This is a genomic window from Herbaspirillum rubrisubalbicans (assembly GCF_003719195.1).
Taxonomy (GTDB): Bacteria; Pseudomonadota; Gammaproteobacteria; order Burkholderiales; family Burkholderiaceae_D; genus Herbaspirillum; species Herbaspirillum rubrisubalbicans.
Window position 1 is genome coordinate 323,565 of sequence record NZ_CP024996.1, and the last position, 16,593, is coordinate 340,157.

The window sequence follows — 16,593 nt, forward strand, 5'->3', positions numbered from 1 at the left end:
ATCACTGCGCCAGACGTAAAAAAGCCCGCCTCAGCTTGCGCACGGCGGGCCAAAGTACCACGGGAAATCTTGCTGCGGGACCAACCCGGCTCCGCCTACAAATTCAGGAAATCCATCTTCCCCAGCTTCACGCCCTGGTTACGCAGGATGGCGTAGGCCGTGGTCACATGGAACAGGAAGTTGGGCAGACCGAAGTCGGTCAGGTACTGCTGGGCAGTCATGGTGCATTCCTCACCACGCAGCTTCATGGTCACGGCCCGTTCTTCCTGGCCATTGATGGCATCGGCCGGGATTGCTTCGAGGAAGACGATGGTCTTGTTGATGCGCGCCTGCAAGTCGTCGAAGCTGGCTTCCTCATCCGCAAAGGCCGGTGCGGCCACGCCCGAGAGGCGGCTGGCGCTGGCCTTGGCGGTATCGCTGGCGCGCTGGACCTGGCCGATCAGCGGCAACATGTCTTCATACAGGCGTGCCGATAGCAGTTGCTGATGATCGATCTGCTGTGCTTGGGCATGTTGCTCGGCCTTCTCCAGCAGGCTGGACAAGGTGTTGAGGCCGTGGATCAGCATCGGGATGCTGACCTGATACAAAGTAATGGACATGACGGTTTCTGTTTCTGGTTGAGTGAGTGAACGAGAGGACTAGTCGTCAGAGCTCTGACATGTTACTTGGCCGAGGACAATTGCGTGTCCGGTCCACCCCAGCCGCCGCCCAGGGCGCGGATCAGGTTCACGGTGGAACGTGCACGCTCGCCATCCAACGTCACCGAAGCGCGCTGCTGTTGCAGCACGGTGCGGTCGGCATCGATGACGTCGAAGTAGCTCACCGCGCCTTCGCGATACTGCGTGTGCGAGAGGTGCGCCGCGCGCGTCGACGCGGCCACCGCTTCATCCTGGGCGCGGTTCTGCTCATCCAGGATGCGCAAGTTGGCCAGGTTGTCTTCCACTTCGCGGAAGGCGTTCAAGACCGTGCCGCGATAGGTGGCCACCTGCTCTTCATAGCTGGCCCGTGCGCGATCCACCCCGGCCTGGCGGCGACCGCCGTCAAAGATCGGCATCGACAAGGCCGTGCCCACCAGTGGACCCAGCAGGAAGGTGCGGCTGGACCAGTTGAACAGGTCACCCAATTGCGCCGACTCATAACCCAGGCCACCGGTCAGGTTCAGACTGGGGAAGAAGGCCGACTTGGCCACGCCCACGCGGGCGTTGGCGGCGGCCATGGCGCGTTCGGCGGCGGCGATGTCGGGCCGGCGTTCCAGCAGCGTCGAGGGCAGGCCGGCGGGTACCGTGACGGCCAGACGGGTCAGCGGTTGCGGCGGCAGCGAAAACTCGGCCGGGGTGCGGCCCAGCAGGATCGCTAGCGCATGTTCGGCGGTGGCGCGCTGGCGCGCGATGCCCAGCGCTTCCGACTGCGCCGAGGCCAGTTCGGCACGGGCGCGGGCCACATCCACTTCGCTGATGTCGCCTTCATCGAAACGGCGCTGCACCAGGCGCAGCGATTCCTGGCGCAGGTCCACGGTGCCGCGATAGAGCTCGGCGGCGGCATCCAGTTCACGTACCTGGAAATACTGCTGTGCTACGTCAGCCTGCAAGGCCAGCAGCACCGAGTGGAACAGTGCCTCGCTGCGTTGAGCGTCGGCAGTGGCAGCATCGACCGTGGAGGCGACCCGGCCGAACAGGTCCACCTCATAAGAAACGTTCACTTGGGCGCGATACAGAGTGAATGGTTGTGTATTGGCATCGGCCGGTAAGCCTTGCGAGGCGGGCGAAGTGCGCTGGCGGGTGGCGCCGACTCCTGTATCCACCTGGGGGAAGTAGCCCGAACGCGCATCGCGGGTCAGGGCGCGTGCCTGACCGAGGCGGGCGGCGGCAGCCTTGAGATCCTGGTTGGCTTGCTGGGCGGTATCTTCCAATGCATTCAACTTGTCATCGCCGAAGATCTTCCACCATTGGCCACGGTGGATGTCTTCAGCCGGCTGGGCGGTCTTCCACTGGCTGCCGTTCGCGCCGGTCTGGGTGGTGGGCGCGGCTTCCTTGAAGGCGGCCGGGGTATCCACCGAGGGACGCTCGTAGGTCGGGGCCACCGAGCAGCCGGCCAGCACCAGCAGTGCCGCCAGCAGGGCCGAGCCGATGCGCACCGGGCGCAGCAGGCGGGTCATCGTGAGAGATTGGGTCATCATTGTTCTTGCTCCATTCATGGGCTGATCCGCAGATCAGCGATCATCCTGTGCGCCGGGGGCGGCGTGGCTCACTTGCGGGACGTGGGGGACGTGAGAACCGGCCGTCATCGGGGCTTCGTGATGCGAGGCCGAGTGCAGCGCACGGCGGTCGATGGTACGCAGCAGCACATAGAACACCGGGGTCAGGAACAACCCGAACAGCGTCACGCCCAACATGCCGAAGAACACCGCAATGCCCATCGCATGACGCATTTCCGAACCGGCGCCGGTCGAGGTCACCAGCGGCACCACGCCCATGATGAAGGCGATGGAAGTCATCAGGATCGGGCGCAGACGCAGGCGGCTGGCTTCAATCGCAGCTTGTACGGCGCTGCGGCCCTGCATCTCCAGTTCGCGGGCGAATTCCACGATCAGGATGGCGTTCTTGGCCGACAGTCCCACCAACACCATCAGGCCGATCTGGGTGAAGATGTTGTTGTCGCCACGGGTCAGCCACACACCCGTCAGGGCGGCCAGGATGCTCATCGGCACGATCAGGATCACGGCCAGCGGCAGGGTAAGGCTTTCATACAAGGCGGCCAGCACCAGGAACACCAGCAGCACGCTGATCGGGAACACCCACACGCCGGCATTGCCTGCCAGGATCTTCTGATAGGTCAGGTCGGTCCATTCGAACTTGATGCCGCGCGGCAGGGTTGCTGCAGCCACGCGTTCGGCGGCAGCCTGGGCCTGGTCCGAGGAATAGCCGGGGGCCGGACCACCGTTGATGTCGGCAGCGGTATAGCCGTTGTAGCGCACCACCATTTCCGGGCCGAAGGTCTGCTTGACCTTCACCACGGAAGACAGCGGCACCATCTCGCCGGCATCGTTGCGGGTCTTCAGTTGCGCGATGTCCTCGGCCTTGGCGCGGAAGGGTGCATCAGCCTGGGCCCGCACCTGATAGACGCGACCGAAGCGGTTGAAGTCGTTCACATACAGCGAACCCAGGTAGATCTGCATGGTGTTGAACACGTCGGTGACCGCGATGCCGAGTTGCTTGGCCTTCACACGGTCCAGTTCCACGTCCAGTTGCGGCACGTTGATCTGGTAGCTGGAGAACATCGGGCCCAGCGCCGGCTCCTTGGCGGCGGCCTTCATGAAGGCTTGTGCGGCCTTGTCCAGTTCGGCGTAGCCCAGCGCACCGCGGTCTTCGATCTGCATCTTGAAACCACCCAGCGTGCCCAGGCCCATCACCGGTGGCGGCGGGAAGACGGCGGTGAAGGCTTCTTTGATGCTGCCGAATTTCTGGTTCAGCGAAGCGGCAATGGCGTTGCCCGATAGTTCCTTGCTCTTGCGTTCTTCGAAGGGCTTCAAGCCCACGAAGACGATGCCGGCTGAAGAGCTGTTGGTGAAACCGTTGATGGACAGGCCGGGGAAGGCGATGGCGCTGGCCACACCGGGTTCCTTCAACATGATGTCGCTCATCTTGCGCATCACTTCTTCACTGCGGTCGATCGAGGCGCCATTGGGCAGTTGCGCGAAGGCCACCAGGTATTGCTTGTCCTGGCCCGGCACGAAGCCGCCGGGGACGATGTAGGACACACCCAGGGTGGCTGCCAGCAGCAGCACGTACACGCCCATGGTGGCGCCCTTGCGCTTGATCACGCCGGTCACGCCGCCGCCGTAATTGTCGGAAGCGCGATTGAAGAAGCGGTTGAAGCCGATGAAGAAGCCACCCAGGAAACGGTCCATCTGGCGCGTCAGCCAGTCCGGCTTGTCGCCATGGCCCTTGAGCAGCAGGGCCGCCAGGGCCGGCGAGAGCGTGAGCGAGTTGAACGCCGAGATGACGGTAGAGATCGCAATGGTCATCGCGAACTGCTTGTAGAACTGGCCGGTCAGGCCGGTCATGAAGGCCAGCGGCACGAACACTGCGACCAGCGTCAGGGCAATGGCGATGATAGGGCCGGAGACTTCCTGCATGGCGCGATAGGTGGCCTCACGCGGCGAGAGGCCGGCGCTGATGTTGCGCTCCACGTTTTCCACCACCACGATGGCATCATCGACCACGATCCCGATGGCCAGCACCATGCCGAACAGCGACAGCGCATTGATGGTGTAGCCAAAGCCCAGCATCAGCGAGAAGGTACCGATGATCGACACCGGCACGGCCAACAGCGGAATGATGGAGGCGCGCCAGGTCTGCAGGAAGATGATCACCACGATCACCACCAGCGCAATAGCTTCCAGCAGGGTGTGCACTACCGCTTCGATGGAGGCGCGCACGAACTGGGTCGGGTCATAGACGATGCTGTAGCTGACCGAGCTGGGGAAGTCGGCCGACAATTCCTTCATCGCCGCCCGCACCTGGGTCGAGACCTCCAGCGCATTGGCACCGGGCGCCTGGAAGATGGGGATGGCCACGGCCGGCTTGTTGTCCAGCAGCGAGCGCAGGCCATATTCGGAGGCAGCCAGTTCCACGCGGGCGACGTCGCCCAGGCGGGTGGTGGCGCCATCGGGCGAAGCCTTCAGGATGATGTCGCGGAATTCGCCGTCAGTCTTCAAGCGACCCTGGGCGTTCACCGACAGTTGCAGCGGTGTCTCCGGCGAGCTGGGCGAAGCGCCGATCACACCGGCGGCCACCTGCACGTTCTGCTCGCGGATGGCACGCACCACATCGCTGGCCGTCAGACCACGCTGCGCTACCTTGTTGGGATCGAGCCAGACCCGCATGGCGTAATTGCCCGAACCGAACAGGCCCACTTCACCCACACCTTGGATACGCGCCAGACGATCCTTGACGTTGAGCACCGCATAGTTGCGCAGGTAGGTGGTGTCGTAGCGGTTATCAGGCGAGGTCAGGTGCACCACCATGGTCAGCGTGGGCGAGGACTTGAGCGTGGTCACACCCAGCCGCTGCACGTCTTCCGGCAGCCGCGGCAGGGCTTGCGAGACGCGGTTCTGCACCAGTTGCTGGGCTTTGTCGGGGTCCACCCCCAGGCGGAAGTTGACGGTGATGGTGAGGTTGCCGTCGCTATTGGCCTGGGACTGCATGTAGAGCATGTTTTCCACGCCATTGATCTGCTCTTCCAGCGGCGAGGCCACGGTTTCAGCGATCACCTTGGGGTTGGCACCGGGATACTGCGCGCGCACCACCACCGAGGGTGGCACCACTTCCGGGTATTCGGAGATGGGCAACTGCAGCATGGCCAGCACGCCGCCCAGCAACAGCAGTACCGACAGCACGCCCGCGAAGATCGGGCGGTCGATAAAGAATTTGGAGATGTTCATGTAGGTTCCTTGTCAGTCGTCAGGATGCAAACGCCCTGGCAGCGGGCCTTGCAGCCCCTGCGACTTGTTCTTCCTTGAATGCGAGTGAGGGTGGCGGGCGGATCAGGCCTTGCCAACGTCAGGCGCGGTGGCCTGCGCCTGCATCGGCACCACGGTCGGGGTGATGGCGTCACCCGGACGGATACGCTGCAGGCCATTGACCACGATGCGCTCACCCGGCTGCAAGCCCTTTTCGATCACCACCAGGCCGTCATGCCCGGCGCCCACCACCACCTGACGGTAGCTGGCGTGGTTGTTCTTGTCGGCCACCATCACGAAGCGCTTGTCCTGGTCGGTGCCGATGGCCTTTTCATCGATCAGCACCGCGGCATGGGGCGAACCGCCACCCAGGCGCACGCGGGCATATAGGCCCGGGACCAGTTGGCCATCGGCATTGTCGAAGATGGCGCGCACGCGGATGGTGCCGGAGGCGGTGTCCAGACGGTTGTCGACCGAACCGACCCGGCCTTGGCGCGAATAGCCGTCTTCATTGGCCAGGCCCAGTTCCACCGGCACCGTGGTACCGGCTGCGCGCGCCGGGTTGACGTATTTCAGGAAGCTTTGTTCATCGACGTCGAAGGAGGCATAGACCTTGGCCACCGATACCAGCGTGGTCAGCGGCGCATTGCCTGCACCAGGGTTCACTACGTTGCCCACCGTGACTTCAGCGCGCGAGATGCGGCCCGAGACCGGTGCGGTGATGCGGGTGTATTCCAGGTTCAGGCGCGCTGCGCGCAGGGCAGCGCGGGCAGCGGCGACATTGGCGACGGCTTCGCGGGAAGCGTTCTGCTTTTCTTCGAAATCACGCTTGGCGATGGCGTTGTCACCCAGCAGGCGCTGGCCACGGGCCAGGTCCGAGGCGGTATAGCCGGCACGGGCTTCGGCGCCAGCCAGTTGTGCCTCGGCGCGGGCCACTTCGGCCTCATAGGGGCGCGGGTCGATGGTGAAGAGCAGGTCGTCCTTCTTGACCAGCGCACCATCCTTGAAGTGGACAGCGGTCAGGGTGCCACCGACCAGCGGGCGGACCTCAACGCGATCGACCGCTTCGATGCGGCCGGAATAGGATTGCCAGTCGATGATCTGGCGCTGGACCACTTCAGCCACATCCACCGGGGCGCCGGCTGCAGCGGCAGTTGGCGCGGTGGTGGCGTTGGCCGAGAGGCCCACCACCGAGATGGCGCCACCGACCGAGAGGGCGATGACGGCCAGGACCGTGGCGGTCAGAGCGAAGCGTTTGCGCAGTGGGGCAGGAGTATTCATTTTCTTATCCTCAGAGTGAAGTGGAGGGTTGAAGCGGATACGGCAGAAATTCAGGGGGCGCGGCATCGCCTCGCAAGCGGGCGAAGCGGCAGCGCAGGAAATTGACGATCTCGGTCAGCAAGGGCAGGTGTGTGCGCAGGGCCCCATGCGTGATGCCGACAAAGCGCGAGACCTGCGTAGGCACGCCGGCGCGGATCAGGCTGGAGGCGTATTTCTCGGCCTCCGGGCACAGCACGTCGCGCTCGGCGGTGGCGATGAAGGCCGGCGGCAGGCCGGCCAGGCGGCTCACTTCCAATGGCGCGGCATAGGGATGCAGGCGCTGCATGGTCTGCGGCAGGTACTGGCGATAGCTGGCCGCGCAGGTCTCGGCGGTGACATCCGATTGCAGGCGGGTGGCGTCACCCAGAAGACGCATACTCGGGTCCAGCATCGGGCTGATCAGCACCTGGGCGGCCAATGGCTTGCCGCAGCGATCGCGGGTCATCAGCGTGAGGCTGGCGGCCAGGCTGCCACCGGCGTCATCACCGGCCACCACCATGCGCTCCAGGTCGACGTTGAGCTCGGCGGCGTTCTTGCAGGCCCAGGTGGCAGCGGCGAAGGCATCTTCGGGGGCGGCCGGGAAGGGCTTGGCCGGCGCCAGGGCATAGCCCACCGAGAGCACCACGGCCTGGTTGTGCCGTGCGATAAAACTGGCCGGGGCATCGGCATCATCGAGCGAGCCGCTGGTGAAACCGCCGCCGTGGAAGTACATCACCAACGGACGTTTTTTGCCCTTGGCGGACACTGCCGCCGGCTGGTACAGGCGCACCGGGATGCGTCCCAGCGGGCCGGGAACGAAGAAATTGCGGATGTCCAGCGTAGGTGAGCCGTGCATGATGAGCGCCTGGGCCGAAGCCACTTGTCCAAGAATGAGGCGGATTGTGCGCCACAGCAGGGTGTCGAATAAACACCTATAATCCAACAACACTGTTCGGTCATTCTGAACAATCGAGATGGGAAATTGCTTCATGATGTGGCCTCATTCGGTGAGTAATTTGTAGGCAATGAGTGAACCATTCGGCGCGCCGGGGGCGGCGCCTGCTGTGCATTGCGAAGTCCTGCCCCCGCTTGCCGTCCCGGCGCCGTACCGGGCATCCGGCACCAAGGAGAGAGCAATGGATCGTTTCCAGGCCATGCAAGTCTTTACCGCTGTGGTCGATGCCAACAGCTTCACGCGCGCCGCGGACAACCTGAACCTGCCGCGCACCACCGTCACCACCCTGATCCAGGGGCTGGAGAGCCTGTTGCAGGTGCGCCTGTTGAACCGCACCACCCGCCGCATCAGCCTCACGCCCGATGGCGCGGCCTACTACGAGCGCTGCGTGCGCATCCTGGCCGACGTTGATGAGACCGAACAATCCTTCCGCAACGTCACGCGTGGACCGCAAGGACGCCTGCGCATTGACGTGCCCGGCTCCATCGGTCGCCTCATGCTGTTGCCCAACCTGTGCGACTTCTATACCAAGTACCCGGACATCGAACTGCTCATGGGCATGGGCGACCGCCCGGTGGACCTGGTGCAGGAAGCGGTGGATTGCGTCATCCGCATCGGTCAATTGCAGGATTCCTCAATGGTGGCGCGCCGCATCGGCACCTTCCAGACCGTGACCTGCGCCGCGCCTTCTTATCTGGAGCGCCACGGCGTGCCGCATACGCTGGACGATCTGCAGCAGCACAAGGCGGTGCATTACTTTTCCAGCCGCACCGGGCGCACCATCGACTGGGATTTCGTGGTCGATGGCGTCAGCCGCGAGGTGAAGATGGACGGCAAACTCTCCGTCAACGATGCCGATGCCTACGTGGAGTGCGCGCTGCAAGGCTTCGGCATGGTGCAGGCGCCGCTGTACATGGTCACGCGCCACATCGATGAAGGTCGCCTGGTGGAGGTGCTGTCGCAGTGGAAACCGGCACCGCTGCCGATCTCGGTGGTGTATCTGCACAACCGCCATCTCTCGCCCAAGGTGCGCGCCTTCGTCGACTGGGTGGCCGAACTGTTTGCCACCTGTCCGCTGCACAAGGCCTGCACCATGGGCATGGAAGAGAGCGAATGCCGCTTCGTCGACAAGCCCGAATCCACCACCGTGCGCAATGTGGTGGAGCAGTACAACATGGCCGAGAGCGTGTTCTGACTGGATTGATGATCTGATTGGGTTCGGCCAGGATTATGCAGGGTGGGGCGCTATTTATGCGTGCCGAAAGCTGCCGATTTCCTGCCTGATTCTCTGTGCATGGGGTGCGCAGCTTCAAGGGTGACGGGCATTGTCATCAGGCTGGCGGCGAGTTGGTGTGATGATGCTTCTGCGCATTCGTCGGATGACATACCCGATCCTGCAAACTTCTTGCCTGATTCTCCAATTGCTGGTGACGGAGGATCAGGCAATCGCCGGCGCGCGCTACAGTCGCGTCTGTCCTTCATTGAGAGAAGCCTATGGAGCTCGATTTACACCCTGTCCATGATTCCTCCCCGCTGACGCTGGTGCAAGAGATCGATACCGTCGCGCAGAGTGTGGCCGACGATACGCGTTTTACCGCCATGCAGCAGGAGTTGCTACAACTGTTGCAGCGTTACACCACCGGTGCCGAAGGGATGTTGCAGACCGCCATTCCCGCCATGGAAATCTATCGCATCACCTGTCCCAGCGGCCCCAAGCACGCAGTACAAAAGCCGGTGTTCGCGGTGATCGCGCAGGGTTCCAAGCGTATCTTCGTGGGCGATGAAATCTACGAATACGATCCCATGCATTACCTGGTGGCTTCGGTGGACCTGCCGGTGGTGGGCAAGGTGATGGTGACCAGCCCCGATGAACCCTACCTGGGTTTGCGGCTGGAACTGGACACCCAGGAAATCGGCGAACTGATCGGCGATGAAAACCTGCCCGCCGCGGCCCATCTCAACGAGGGCGCCGCACGCGGGTTGTATGTGAACCGGCTCGACGTCGATCTGCTCGATGCCGTGCTGCGCCTGTTGCGCCTGCATGAGTCGCCGCGCGACGTGCCCATCCTGGCGCCGATGATACGGCGCGAGATCCTCTATCGCCTGCTCATGAATGGCCAGGGGGCGCTGCTGCGCCAGACCGTCCTGCAGGATAGCCAGATGAACCGTGTGGCCAAGGCCATCCGGCTCATCAAGGACGGTTACGACCAGGCGCTGCGCATCGAGGACATTGCGCGCGATGTACACATGAGCGTGTCGTCGCTGCACCATCACTTCAAGCTGGTGACGGCCATGAGCCCGCTGCAATACCAGAAGAACCTGCGTCTGCAGGAGGCGCGCAAATTGATTCTGACCGCCGACGCCAGCGTGGCCACTGCCGCTCATCGCGTGGGTTATGAAAGTTCTTCGCAATTCAGTCGCGAATACAGTCGCCTCTTCGGTGCGCCGCCGCTGCGTGACAAGCGACGCTGGCAGGAAGAGGAAGCCCCGGTTCTGTGAGCGCCGGCAAGATCAGCCGCACTTAAGTTATCCACATCCCTTTTCATTGGAGAGACCATGCACTATCGTCGCCTCGGCAAGAGCAATCTCAAGGTATCGGCCCTGTGCCTGGGTTCCATGATGTTCGGTGACCAGACCGACCTGCAGGAATCCGGCCGCATCATCGCCTCGGCCCGCGAGCACGGCGTCAATTTCATCGATACCGCCGACGTCTACACCAAGGGCAAGTCCGAGGAAATCGTCGGCAAGCTGCTGGCCGGGCAGCGCCATGAATGGGTGCTGGCCAGCAAGCTGGGCAATGCCATGAGTGGCAAGCCCAATGAATCGCATTACTCGCGCAGCTGGATCGTGCGCGAGACCGAGAACAGCTTGAAGCGCCTGGATACCGATTACCTCGACATCCTCTACATGCACCGCGACTATCAGGATGAGAACCTGGAAGAAGCCGTGCAGGCGCTGGGCGACCTGATCCGCGCAGGCAAGATCCGTGGCTTCGGGGTCTCCAATTTCCGTGGCTGGCGCATCGCCGAGATCGTGCGTCTGTGCGAGAAGAACAACGTGCCGCTGCCGCTGGTGTGCCAGCCCTATTACAACCTGTTGAACCGCCAGCCCGAGGTGGAAATCCTGCCGGCCTGCGCCCACTATGGTCTGGGCGTGGTGCCGTATAGCCCGATTGCGCGTGGCGTGCTGACCGGCAAATACCAGCCCGGCCAGAAGCCACCCGAAGACACCCGTGCAGGGCGGGGCGACAAGCGCATGATGGAAACCGAATTCCGCGAAGAGTCACTGCTGATCGCGCAGCGGCTGCAACAGCATTGCGAAGTACGTGGCATCAAACTGGGCCAGTTCGCTACCGCCTGGGTGCTGGCCAATGCGGCCATCAGCAGCGTCATTGCCGGACCGCGCACGCTGGCGCAGATGGAGGATTACTACGACGCGGCGGAACTGCAGATCACTGCTGAGGAAGAGGCGTTGGTGGATAGCCTTGTGAGGCCGGGTCATGCGTCTACGCATGGGTATAACGATCCTAATTATCCATTCTTTGGGCGGATGGTCAGGGTTGATTTCTAAGAGGGAAGTGCCAGAGTCCCTGTCAAGCGGATCAGGCCGTAAGGCTTGATCCGCTTTGTTGTTGGTGTGTTCGACAGTCAGGTCAACGCATGGTTGGAATCAAATCAAGTACCTGCGCGCAACGCACTGACCCGCCGCACCCCCTCCGCCTTGATCTGCTGGATATCCGTCCCCGGCACCACCAGGTCCATGCCGATGTCCTTCATGCGCTGGGCCATGTCCATGCTGCCGGCGAAGATGCCCACATACTTGCCCAGCGTGCGGGCCAGGGTCAGCAGATGCTCGATGGCGTCGTTGAGGCGGGGGTCGTCGTAGGCGTCCGGGGCCAGGCCCAGTTCGATGGCCAGGTCGCTGGGGCCGATGAAGATGCCGTCCAGGTCGGGGACCTTGAGGATGGCTTGGGCATTGGCGTAGCCTTCGCGCGTCTCGATCATGGCCAGCGTCAGGACGGTGGTATTGGCGTGTTTGAAGTAATCTTCACCACCATACAGCAGGCCCCGCGCCGGGCCGAAGCTGCGGCCGCCACGCGGGGAGTAGTGGCAGGCGCGTATGAAGCGTTCTGCATCGTCGGCCGTGTTGATGAGCGGGCAGATCACGCCATAGGCGCCGGCATCGAGGAGCTTGTTGATTTCACCGAGGCTGTTTTCGGAGCAGCGTACCAGCGGTACTGCGGAGGTGCTGGAGATGGCTTGCAGCATGGGCAGCGCAGACTCGATGGAGAACGGACCATGTTGCAGGTCGACCGTGACCGCGTCGTAGCCGCTGTGGGCGATGACTTCGGCCAGCAGCGAATTGCCCATCGATACCCAGCCGCAGAGGGCCAGTTGCTTGTGCGCGAAGAGGGTGCGCAGACGGTTTTCCCGCATCGTTCATCTCCCTTGGATCAGGCCGGCAGGGGCGCCGGCCATGCGCCATGTTAAGTCCTGATGCGCGCTTCTGGCTTGAAACTTCTTCAACTGCGGTACTGGAAGGGCGCATCGTCAATGGCGCGCTTGCGGCCGGCGATCTGGTCGGCCAGCAGCGCCGCGCTGCCGCAGGCCAGGGTCCAGCCCAGCGCGCCCTGGCCAAGGTTGAGATAGAGGTTGTCGACGGGTGAGGCGCCGACGATGGGGACGCCGCTCGGGGTGGCCGGGCGAAAGCCCATCCAGGGCGAGAGCGTGGCCTCTTCGCCCAGCGTGCAGGCGGGGAAGAGCTCGCGCATTCCGTGTTTCAATTGGTCGATGGCCGCCTGCGGGATGCGGCGGTCCTGGCCGACCAGTTCGATGCGACCGGCCACGCGCAGGCGCTGACCCAGGCGGGCATAGACGATCTTCCTGGCGATGTCGGTAATGGAGACCTGCGGCGCGGCGGCGCGGCTGGCCTCATCCTCCAGCGGTACCGTGATGCTGTAGCCCTTGAGCGGGTAGAGCGGCAAGCGCAGATCGAGCTGGCGTGCGAAGTCGGTACTGTCGGCGCCCAGCGCCAGTACGAAGCGGTCGGCCTCCAGCCATTGCTCGCCGGCCTGGACCGCACGCAGGGCGCGGCCGGCGCGGCGCACGGCTGTGACGCGGGTGTTGCCGATGAAGCGGAAATTTGGATCGGCCTGCATCGCGCTCACCAGTGCGCGGCAGAATTGCGGGCAGTCACCGGCTGCTTCGCTGGGGGTGTAGACCCCGCCTGTCCATGCACGTTGCGAGCCGGCCAGGGCCGGTTCGATGCGCAGGCAATCGGCTGCGCTCAGCACTTCCTGCTGGCAGCCATATTGGGCTTGGAATTGCACCTGGCGGGCTGCCGCATCCAGCCCCTGGACATCGGTGAACATCACCAGCTTGCCGGAACGCTGGTAGTCAAAAGAGAGTTGCAGGCGTTCATTCCATTGGTTGAGCTGGTCGCGGCTATAGAAGGCCAGTTTCAGCAGGTCGATGGTGGTCTGGCGCACGCGAGGGCTGTTGCAGCAGCGCAGGAAGCCGAGCAGCCAGCGGTATTGCGCGGCGTCGGCGGTGGGTCGGATGGTCAGCGGCGAATCCTTGCTGAACAGGTAGTAAGCCCATTTGGACCAGACTGACGGGTCGGCCAGCGGTGCCACGTAGGAGTAGCTTAACTGAGCGCCATTGCCGTAGCTGGTGCCGGTGCCGGGGTGTTCGTGGGCATCGATCAGGCTGACCTGGTGGCCATCCTGCAATAAACGGTAGGCAGTGGTTACGCCGATCACGCCGGCGCCCAATACGCAGATATGCATGGTATTTCGTCAGAGTCAGTCAGAAACCGCGCGGCACCTGGCCTGCGGCGGATCAGCAGCAGACTACCGAAGAGCCGCGCAGGTGTCACATGCCGAATCGGCATGAAGTTTTGCGTGCACGCACAGCGGTTTTGCACTGGCTCTTCTGCGGTGAGCGGCCATGCTGCGCTACAATAGCGCCCGATGCAGGCCAGACAGCCGCTGGCCGCCTTCGCAAGGAGGCGGCGGGAGGAAGGTCCGGACTCCATAGAGCAGGGTGACGGTTAACGGCCGTCCGCCGAAAGCCGGTGCAAGCCGGTATAAGGCGAGGAATAGGGCCACAGAGACGAGCGTATTAAGTTACGGTGAAACGCGGTAACCTCCACCCGGAGCAATTTCAAATAGGCACGCGTTGATGTGGCTCGCGGAGCGTGCGGGTAGAAAGCTTGAGCGGCGGAGCGATCCGTCGCCTAGAGGAATGGCTGTCATAGCGGGTTTCCCGCCGTAACAGAATCCGGCCTACCGGCCTGCTTCATTGAATTTCATCACCACCCCAAGACTGCGGCCCGCGGGCACTGCGGGTACGCGCAAGAGACGCTACCCCAGGAGACCCATGAACCAATCCGCCGCACCCGTGCTGTTCGAAGAATTGACGGCCATCAATGGCCGCCGCATCGGCATCGCCACCCTCGCTTCCGAAAAGACCCTGCACGCCATCTCGCTGGAGATGGTCCAACTGCTGACCCCGCAACTGCAACGGTGGCAGGCCGATCCCGGCGTGGCCATGGTGATCCTGCAGGCGCAGGGTGAAAAGGCTTTCTGTGCCGGCGGCGATCTGCAGCAGCTCTATCGCTCCATGCGCGAGCATCATGCTTCGCCTGAACGTGACGACATCCGCGCCAATACTTACGCGGCCGAGTTCTTCGAGCAGGAATATCGCCTGGATTATCTTATCCACAGCTTTGCCAAGCCCATCCTGTGCTGGGGGCATGGCATCGTGATGGGCGGCGGCATTGGGCTGATGGCCGGTTGCAGCCATCGGGTGGTGACCGAAAAGTCGCGCCTGGCGATGCCGGAAATTACCATCGGGCTGTATCCAGACGTGGGGGGGAGCTGGTTCCTGGCGCGTATGCCGGGCAAGACCGGCATCTTCCTGGCGCTGACCGGTGCCAACCTCAACGCCAGCGATGCGCTCTTCGCGGGATTGGCCGATTACCGGGTGGCGCACGCGGGCAAGCAGGCGGTGATCAATGCGCTGCTCGTGCAGTCGTGGGGCGCGGGCAATGATGCCGAGCTGCTCGATCGCGTCCTGGCAGCCGCCCAGGCGTCGTCATTGCAGGACGGGACAGCAGCTTTTGCTGCTTCCAACCTGCGGTCTCATTTCGATCTGATCGAATCCTTGTGTCGCCGGCCTACGCTACCGGAAATCGTCGAGGGCATCCTCGCACTGCAGACCGATGATGCCTGGTTGAACAAGGCTCAGGCGACCTTGCGTGCGGGTGCGCCGGGCTCGGCCTGGCTGGGTTACGCCTTGCAAAAGCGCGTGCGTCCGTTGTCGCTGGCAGAGGTGTTCCGGCTGGAATTCGTAGTCTCGCTGCATTGCGCGGCGCGGCCCGATTTCGTCGAGGGTATTCGTGCGCTGATCATCGACAAGGACCAGAAGCCGCAATGGAATCCGGCTTCGCTGACTAGTGCCACGGCGCAGTGGGTGGAAGGTTTCTTCACCGATCCGTGGTCGCGCGAGCATCATCCCTTGGCCGACTTGGGGGCTTGAAGCTGGCCGGTGCGGCGTTGCGCATGTCAGTCGTGGTGAGGAGATAGCGGGGGGGGAATTGCGGAAAGACTGCGGGAGATTTGGGACGAGACGGCCGACCACCAGGATCGGCCTCGATTTGAATGCCATGAACCTGGTTCATGGCATTCAAATGCGTGAAGCGTGAAATTATTTCTTCTTCTTGTTCACGGCTTCCTTGAAAGCCTTGCCAGCCGAGAACTTCACGGTGGTAGCAGCGGCGATCTTGATTTCTTCGCCGGTTTGCGGGTTACGGCCGGTGCGAGCAGCGCGCTTGCCGGTCGAGAAGGAACCGAAACCAACCAATTGCACGGTATCGCCCTTGGTCACGGCCTTGATGATGTTCTCGATGACGGAGTCCAGCGCGCGCTGGGCTGCTGCCTTGGAGATCTCGGTGTCGGCGGCGATAACGTCAACCAATTCAGATTTGTTCACTTTAAAATTCCTTTCACTGTTAAGGTGCCCAGATTTTAGCACTGGAATGAGGCGGATCCGCAAGCCCTATCTGCGTTTTCAGCCGATCTGGCCTGCTCGGAACCGACCTTTTGATTGAAAAAAATCGCGGTGTTTTCCAACACCTGCACACGGGCCATGTCAGCCCCGTTTTTGCACATCGATCTTCCCAAAGACACGGATAGTAAAAGGTGCCCGCCGCGGAAGTCAAAACAAAAACGCTTCCGACCATTCATTTGACGAAGAATTTGATGAAGATTCTGGGTGGCCCCGTCGTCACTCGCTGTTTTCTTGCCACTTCACCCAGGCTTTTTAGGGCTAGCCCATCCCTGCGATCGACTTTTCCACAGCCTTCGATGCGTGGCCGAGGGGGCATGGACTTCTCGCAGGCAGAGAGCGGGACAATTTTTTTACGCTTGTTGCGATCTTGAGTGAACTTAAGTTGCACCGCAAAATCCATGTCGGTTTCTTCAGTCACTTGCAAATCAGCAGGTGCTGGATTGCCTCATTTCTGCCAGAGAGCGCTGCCCCGAAATTGCGCACGCGGACTCTCTCATGCGGCGCAAATCCGCGCCGTTACGCAATTCTGACGACAAACACATGTGTAAAGCTCAGGTTGCACTTTCAATATAAATGCTAAGTCCTTCATTTTCTTCAAAAAACTTCTGAAAAGGCTGTTTTAAGGAAGTGCGCTAAGTCTTTGACTTTATTAGCAAAATCCGGGTTGTTCACAGCGTATACCGCTTGACCTGCAATAGTGCATCCTCTAAAGTGGGCGGCAGTGTCAAAAAGTGTTTTTTTGTGGGGCAAACAGGGTTTCATTTGCATTTGCCCGGCACGAACAAAGCAGCCGATCAGCAAACTCA

13 protein-coding genes and 1 other RNA gene are annotated in these 16,593 nt (G+C 62.3%); 5 read left to right on the top strand and 9 right to left on the bottom strand.

The genetic code is table 11. The annotated features are described in order from the left end of the window. Positions 1-95: 95 nt before the first annotated feature. The 5 genes from RC54_RS01445 to RC54_RS01465 all read right to left on the bottom strand — a co-directional run bounded on the left by RC54_RS01445 (position 96) and on the right by RC54_RS01465 (position 7,751). Positions 96-599 (bottom strand): DUF1993 domain-containing protein, encoded by a 504-nt coding sequence (locus RC54_RS01445; protein WP_061789476.1) that lies wholly within the window; start codon positions 597-599, stop codon positions 96-98. Between the two features lie 62 nt (positions 600-661). Next, on the bottom strand, positions 662-2,176 hold the full coding sequence (locus RC54_RS01450; RefSeq protein WP_061789477.1) for an efflux transporter outer membrane subunit: 1,515 nt from the start codon (positions 2,174-2,176) through the stop codon (positions 662-664). Between the two features lie 33 nt (positions 2,177-2,209). Next, on the bottom strand, positions 2,210-5,443 hold the full coding sequence (locus tag RC54_RS01455; RefSeq protein ID WP_061789478.1) for an efflux RND transporter permease subunit: 3,234 nt from the start codon (positions 5,441-5,443) through the stop codon (positions 2,210-2,212). 102 nt (positions 5,444-5,545) lie between these two features. Next, positions 5,546-6,742: an efflux RND transporter periplasmic adaptor subunit gene (locus RC54_RS01460; RefSeq protein WP_061789479.1), complete on the bottom strand. Its 1,197-nt coding sequence runs from the start codon at positions 6,740-6,742 to the stop codon at positions 5,546-5,548. A gap of 10 nt (positions 6,743-6,752) precedes the next feature. Then, positions 6,753-7,751 (bottom strand): alpha/beta hydrolase fold domain-containing protein, encoded by a 999-nt coding sequence (locus RC54_RS01465; RefSeq protein ID WP_058893984.1) that lies wholly within the window; start codon positions 7,749-7,751, stop codon positions 6,753-6,755. A 145-nt stretch (positions 7,752-7,896) separates the two neighbouring features. Between RC54_RS01465 and RC54_RS01470 the strand changes: the two genes are divergently transcribed. The 3 genes from RC54_RS01470 to RC54_RS01480 all read left to right on the top strand — a co-directional run bounded on the left by RC54_RS01470 (position 7,897) and on the right by RC54_RS01480 (position 11,285). Next, the gene (locus tag RC54_RS01470) at positions 7,897-8,910 is read left to right on the top strand and encodes a LysR family transcriptional regulator (RefSeq protein WP_058893985.1); all 1,014 of its coding nucleotides are present in this window, start codon (positions 7,897-7,899) and stop codon (positions 8,908-8,910) included. 299 nt (positions 8,911-9,209) lie between these two features. Further along, the gene (locus tag RC54_RS01475) at positions 9,210-10,214 is read left to right on the top strand and encodes an AraC family transcriptional regulator (protein WP_061789480.1); all 1,005 of its coding nucleotides are present in this window, start codon (positions 9,210-9,212) and stop codon (positions 10,212-10,214) included. A gap of 57 nt (positions 10,215-10,271) precedes the next feature. Further along, on the top strand, positions 10,272-11,285 hold the full coding sequence (locus tag RC54_RS01480; RefSeq protein ID WP_061789481.1) for an aldo/keto reductase: 1,014 nt from the start codon (positions 10,272-10,274) through the stop codon (positions 11,283-11,285). A 104-nt stretch (positions 11,286-11,389) separates the two neighbouring features. On the opposite strand, the gene RC54_RS01485 is transcribed toward RC54_RS01480, so the two are convergent. Beyond that, on the bottom strand, positions 11,390-12,151 hold the full coding sequence (locus RC54_RS01485) for an HpcH/HpaI aldolase family protein (protein WP_061789482.1): 762 nt from the start codon (positions 12,149-12,151) through the stop codon (positions 11,390-11,392). A gap of 86 nt (positions 12,152-12,237) precedes the next feature. Further along, complete coding sequence (locus tag RC54_RS01490) at positions 12,238-13,503, bottom strand: D-amino acid dehydrogenase (RefSeq protein WP_061789483.1); 1,266 nt, start codon at positions 13,501-13,503, stop codon at positions 12,238-12,240. 182 nt (positions 13,504-13,685) lie between these two features. Here RC54_RS01490 and rnpB point away from each other — a divergent pair. Together rnpB and RC54_RS01500 are read left to right on the top strand one after the other, a co-directional pair. After that, positions 13,686-14,020, top strand: an RNA gene (rnpB, locus tag RC54_RS01495) — RNase P RNA component class A. Between the two features lie 75 nt (positions 14,021-14,095). Further along, positions 14,096-15,256, top strand: a complete 1,161-nt coding sequence (locus RC54_RS01500) for an enoyl-CoA hydratase/isomerase family protein (protein ID WP_061789484.1) — start codon at positions 14,096-14,098, stop codon at positions 15,254-15,256. A gap of 168 nt (positions 15,257-15,424) precedes the next feature. On the opposite strand, the gene RC54_RS01505 is transcribed toward RC54_RS01500, so the two are convergent. Together RC54_RS01505 and RC54_RS01510 are read right to left on the bottom strand one after the other, a co-directional pair. After that, positions 15,425-15,709 carry an HU family DNA-binding protein gene (locus RC54_RS01505; RefSeq protein ID WP_006465510.1) on the bottom strand — a complete coding sequence of 95 codons (285 nt, stop codon included), beginning with the start codon at positions 15,707-15,709 and terminating at the stop codon, positions 15,425-15,427. A gap of 250 nt (positions 15,710-15,959) precedes the next feature. Next, on the bottom strand, positions 15,960-16,205 hold the full coding sequence (locus RC54_RS01510) for a hypothetical protein (protein ID WP_156425788.1): 246 nt from the start codon (positions 16,203-16,205) through the stop codon (positions 15,960-15,962). Positions 16,206-16,593 lie beyond the last annotated feature (388 nt).